Here is a 5,671-nt window from a genome sequence, read left to right on the forward strand (position 1 = left end):
CATAAATTTCATTAACTCTTCAGGAGTTTTAAAATTTATAATTAAGTTACTTGTTACCTCTTGAATTATATAATTTAAATTTTTAGTTACTGTCATCTATATCTTCCTTTTCTACAATTTATAAGTTACAAATCTATTACTTCTTCCTGTTGAAAATGTTTCATTTGTAAATTGTACAACTCAGAATATAAACCCTCGTTCTCCATTAATTCATAATGATTTCCTTCTTCAACAATTTCTCCTTCTTCAAGAACAATAATTTTACTTGCATACCGTAGTGTAGTATACCTATGTGAAATAAAGATGCCTATTTTATTGGCAACTAAGGTATAAAATCTTTGAAATATATCAGCTTCGGCTTTTGGGTCTAAAGCTGCACTGGGTTCATCTAATATATACAGCGAGGCATCCCTCATAAATGCTCTTGATATAGCAACTCTTTGCCATTGGCCTCCAGAAAGTTGGTTCCCTTCCTGGAAGTATTTACCTAATTGTGTTTCTAATTTCTGAGGTAATTTTTCAGTTAAATTTGGAAGCCCCGCATTAAAAAGCGATTTTTTGATTTTAACATCATTCTCCAAATTTTCTATATCCCCAAAACCAACATTATTTCTTAATGACATTTCATACTGCACAAAATCTTGAAAAACCATCCCTATTTCACTGTATAACTTAGTTGGGGGTATATCTTTTATGTTTCTTCCATTAATAAGTATATCTCCTTCAAAATTTGTATATAACAATGTCAATAATTTAACTAATGTTGATTTCCCCGAACCATTTCTACCAACTAATGCTAAAGTCTCTCCTTTTTTCAAGCTAAATGATACATTCTTGAGAGCGTAATGATCTGTTTCAGGATATTTAAAAGAAACATTTCTAAACTCTATTGACTCTATAGGTTTTTTTAGAATTTTATTATTTACTTTATTTCCTATTACTTTGTTATCTACTTCTTTTACAGGATAGTCTAGAAAAGAAAAGAGTTGCTCTATATACAAATTATTTTTACAAATATTTACAATGTTAAACATTATATTTTGTGAGTTGTTGTAGGTTAAAGTAACTGCTGAAATATATGCTACTAAATTCCCTAAGTTTATTTCTCCTTTAAAAGCAGCAAAGGCAATATACATAATAATCCCACCAATTAAAACATTACTTATAATTTGGGAAAATAATGATAAAATTGTACGTTTCTTTGCCAAAGATTTATCTTCATTAAGAAAATCATTTATGATGTTTTGGTAATCATTTAAAAAGTGACCATGTAATTGATAAAGTTTTGCTTCTTTAAAACTTGAATCTCGAGTCAATAAGTAAGTTAAATACCAAGATTTTCTATACCTAGGGATACGATTATAGTGAATAACAAACTCTTTTTTACCTAAATGTAAATAAGCAAAAAAGAATAATATAGGTATTAGCCCCAATGATAACGCGATACTCCAATTCCAATTAATAAGAATAGCCGCTGAAGAAAACAAAGTCACACAACCTGTAAATATAGACAAAATTTGCTGGAATATTTCAAAGGGACGATAATTAGCCTCTTGTTGAGACCTTTGTAATTGGTCTTGCACCTCTGCATTTTCAAAATCTTCTAGACATAACTTGCCTACTTTTTCAAAAATTTCAACATTAATATGGTTTGATATATTTGTTTTGTATATAGATGTAAAATGCGTTTCTAATATAGACAAAAATTCGTTAAAAATGGTTAAAGCAATAAACAGTAGCACAGTTTCTGCTGTAGAGCTGAAATTTACAGTTCCCATCGTTTCACTAACACTATTTACAATGTTTTGTGTAGCTAGCAATAACACAGCGGGAATTAGTCCTCGACAAAGGCTAATTAATAGAATAAATATTAAATATACATAATTAGCCCGCCATAAGAAAAGAAAAATTCGAGGCCAATATGAGAATGCAAATATAATATTTTGTAAGCTTACGGATTTGTCAGTTTGATCTACTTGCATTGTTATCCTCCTGTTTCATTTTCTGAAAATCACTATATAGTATATTGAAAGTTAAAATTGTGTAATGCATGTCGATAAAGAGTCAATACCTTTGTTTCATACTCTCGATTAATTCCTATAAGACGGTTTAAATGAAGATGGATTAAACTATCTAGAATATTATCAATATTAGAATATAAAATACCTTGCTGTTCAAGGAGCCTAATATATTCAACATATTCAGCTAAGGCATTCTCTCGTATAATTAAAAGATTTATCAATTGGCTTTCATCCACAGTTAGTGAAGAAGTATCTTCCACTACAAATTTTTTAAAATAATTTAAATATTCATCTCTATTCTCCCTAAATTCTTTTAAAAACTCCTTATATTCTATACGTTTATCTAGCCATTCTATTTGTTCTGTAAGGTCTGATTTAAAGAATTTCATATAATGATTAACATTAATAAAAGCTAAGATATCTTTAGAAACCGAAAAATTTTCAAACCTTTTTTTTCTAATTAACTCTAGGGAAATCAGACTGTCTAAATAAAATATTTTTTCAGCCTTCTCCATAGCGATTGCCCCTCCATATCGTTCTATCTCTGGGTCATATGTATCAAAAGTTACCCTATTAATAATGCCTAACTCTTTTAAAGTATTTATCCATTTTATAATAATAGGGAGACCCTCATGTATTAAAACCTCTGTGTCTGCCTTAAATCGAATCCTAATATGAAATTCCGGATCTTTAAATCTCATAAAGAAGAAATTCTCATACCAGTTATTTTCTTTAATAAATTGATATAAATATTGCCCTAACATCTCTTCTTGTCGATCATTAACACAATAAAGCTTTACAAATATCCAATTTTCAAATGGGTACTCCATTCTTTCTTTGTCACTAATAATAGGTAGTTTTTTTGAAAATTCTATATTTTTATCATCTTTTATAATTGATTTTTTTCTATTTACCAAAGAGAACACGAATTCTTTGCAGTCCTGCGAGTGATTAATATCTGTACTTTCTGTATATAGACTCTCTTCTAGAGATATAAAAGAATTATCTTTGATTTTTTTAGTTTCCTTAAATAAGTCATTCAGATGAATTTTATTTTCTAAATCTAATAATATCCTGTTATCGAAATGAACTAAAAAGACGAGCTTAGGAATATTAAATTTCTCCCTAAATACTTTAAAATGCTTATAAAACTCCTCTTCATTTTTGCACTCTTTAAAAGAATAAGTTTTTATATTCCACCTAGCTGGTGCCAATACAAATTTTTTATACGTTATTCGAGGTATAAATGAAATACCAAGATTAGTTATATTACTAAAAATATATGGATAGTTATTTCCTGTTTTTTGTTGCCCAATCTCTATTAAGAAACGATATATATTTGGACAAAGAGAAGGATTTAACATATGACTAGCTAACGGAATAATTTCTTTCCCCATTGATAAAGATTTAATAAATAAACTGTCGTGAGTGGCGCCAATTACAATATCATTTAAATTAATATTATTTCGCGTATATAAGTTATTGGTTATATTAATTTGGTGACTTCTCCTCTCACCAATCTGACAAACATTTAAATTACGATTATTTATAGGTGTGGGCAAAACTTCTGCTAAAATAGAATTCGGATGTAACTCTTGCTCTTTTTTAGCTATTTCCCTCCAAAACTCTCTATCACTATCGTTTAAGTAATTAATAAATCTGCCTAATGTAGTACCTGCTCCTGTTGAATAAGGATTCGGTCCTAATATAAATTCATACTGTTTATCATTCCCTACATTCCTAAAAAAGTAGACATCTAAAGAATCTGGTAATGCTATTTTTTCAACAACTTGACTTTTCAAAGTCTCTATGTCTTGATCAGTTATAGATAATTCCATTTCATTTGTTAAGTAACACTCTGTAATCTTATCTAGAAAGACCCTATCAACATGTCCCAATCCAAAAGATTGTTCAATATTCCCTTCATTTTGGGGAGGATATTGATACCCATTAGGAGCACCTAAACCTAATTCTTTGTCTAAAAGTTCTAAAATTGGCACTTCTCTGTCTAAACCATATTTTCCTAAAAATCTTGAGTGATATTCTTTTAAATCATTATTACTTATGTTTCCATTCCATGCTGTAAATTTACATAGCAATTCAACAATTTCTTCAATATCTTTTCTATGAGTTTCTTCTATATAATAGTCATTATTTAAAGAGATTAAATCCACCTTTAAAGGGTTTTTCACTTGAACTATCTGCTTCATTTTTTCTGTGATATCCATATAAAGTGATAAACCTTCCCCTAATGTAGCTCTTTCATACTCTTTTATATTCATATATATATCGTGAAGTTCTGCCCCAATGACCTGAATATTATTTTTTTCTGACAAAATCCCTAAAATGTGTTTTAAAGTATCTGTATCTTCGTTAGAACATCTTAATTCTGTTACTAAAAATTCTTGTTTAACTAACTCATATATAAATCTTTCAATAATTTCGATGTCTACGTCAGAGTGAGTTGAATAAATTTTATGTAATAAATCACCAAATTTAATATCTTCTTTTGAATGCTCAAAAACCTGCTCTACTACTTCATTATAATTTATTGAGGTGGAAACGTAATTTTGTTCACCTTGTTTATCATTGACACTATCTGTTGAGTAATTTAATTTTACCCTTGAGCCGTTAATCATTATGCCCTGATTCAATTTAACTTTTAATTGCCTAACTATGCTTAAATCAGACTCTAATAGTTTAATTAAATTAGTAGCCCATTCCATATCTACTTGCACATACTTCTTTAAAGAGGCATAATCTTCCGATGTATTACAAGTAGAAAACCTCCCCATTCCAACGCTGGCACTTAATCCAAAGGGAGTTGTTCGAGTAGAGATACGATTTAGGTATCTGAAGATCCCTTTAACAACATTTCTTTTATTTTTAAGCTTACTATCAGGGGTAATTTGTTGTATTGACTGAAGAAGAGACGTACTAGACACCGCTATTGCTTCTTTTATTTCCTTGTTATTTTCGACTATATTTTTAAAAAACAGAAGAGTATCATCTAAATTCAAATTATTTAATTGTGGATTTGAAAGTTGTTTGTGAAAGAAATCTAATGAGAGAAGTGGAGAACGTACCATAAAATTATTTAATACCTCAAATGAAGATTGTTTTACTTCCTTCTCTTTTACTACATTTATCTTTGTAATACTCATAAAAACCACCCTATTCTTAATTGAGTTAAAAGAAAAATCCATCCCGTAATTTAAAAACGGGATGAACCATCTATTTAAATATTTGCACAGTAGAAGTACAATTGAATTATTAAGTTATCAAATTATCGGGTTATTTAAAATTAGCATCCGAATGAAATACAAATAGCTGTTGGACAACGACGAAGAGATTGCTTAATGATTGTACCAATTGTATCTGGTTGTACATCACCTTGTAATTTCACTGCATCCTTTTGTACATCTAAATCAAAAGCATTTTTCATTATTAATTCCTCCCTATTAAATATTCGCACAGTAGAAGTGCAATTGAATTATTAAGTTATCAAATTATCGGGTTATTCAAAATTAGCATCCGAATGAAATACAAATAGCTGTTGGACAACGACGAAGAGATTGCTTAATGATTGTACCAATTGTATCTGGTTGTACATCACCTTGTAATTTCACTGCATCCTTTTGTACATCTAA

The 5,671-nt window shown here is 29.2% G+C and carries 3 protein-coding genes; all 3 read right to left on the minus strand.

The genetic code is table 11. From position 1 onward, the window contains the following. Positions 1–125: 125 nt before the first annotated feature. The 3 genes from GBN78_RS25675 to GBN78_RS30420 all read right to left on the minus strand — a co-directional run bounded on the left by GBN78_RS25675 (position 126) and on the right by GBN78_RS30420 (position 5,466). A complete protein-coding gene (locus tag GBN78_RS25675) occupies positions 126–1,982 on the minus strand; it encodes an ABC transporter ATP-binding protein (RefSeq protein ID WP_076775122.1) in 1,857 nt (618 codons plus the stop codon). A gap of 32 nt (positions 1,983–2,014) precedes the next feature. Beyond that, positions 2,015–5,185, minus strand: coding sequence for a lantibiotic dehydratase (locus GBN78_RS25680; RefSeq protein ID WP_193224757.1), 3,171 nt, complete (start codon positions 5,183–5,185; stop codon positions 2,015–2,017). Between the two features lie 140 nt (positions 5,186–5,325). Continuing rightward, positions 5,326–5,466, minus strand: a complete 141-nt coding sequence (locus tag GBN78_RS30420; RefSeq protein WP_153600587.1) for a type A lantibiotic — start codon at positions 5,464–5,466, stop codon at positions 5,326–5,328. Positions 5,467–5,671 lie beyond the last annotated feature (205 nt).

The organism is Bacillus sp. B2-WWTP-C-10-Post-4 (assembly GCF_009183805.1).
Classification (GTDB): domain Bacteria; phylum Bacillota; class Bacilli; order Bacillales; family Bacillaceae_G; genus Bacillus_A; species Bacillus_A cereus.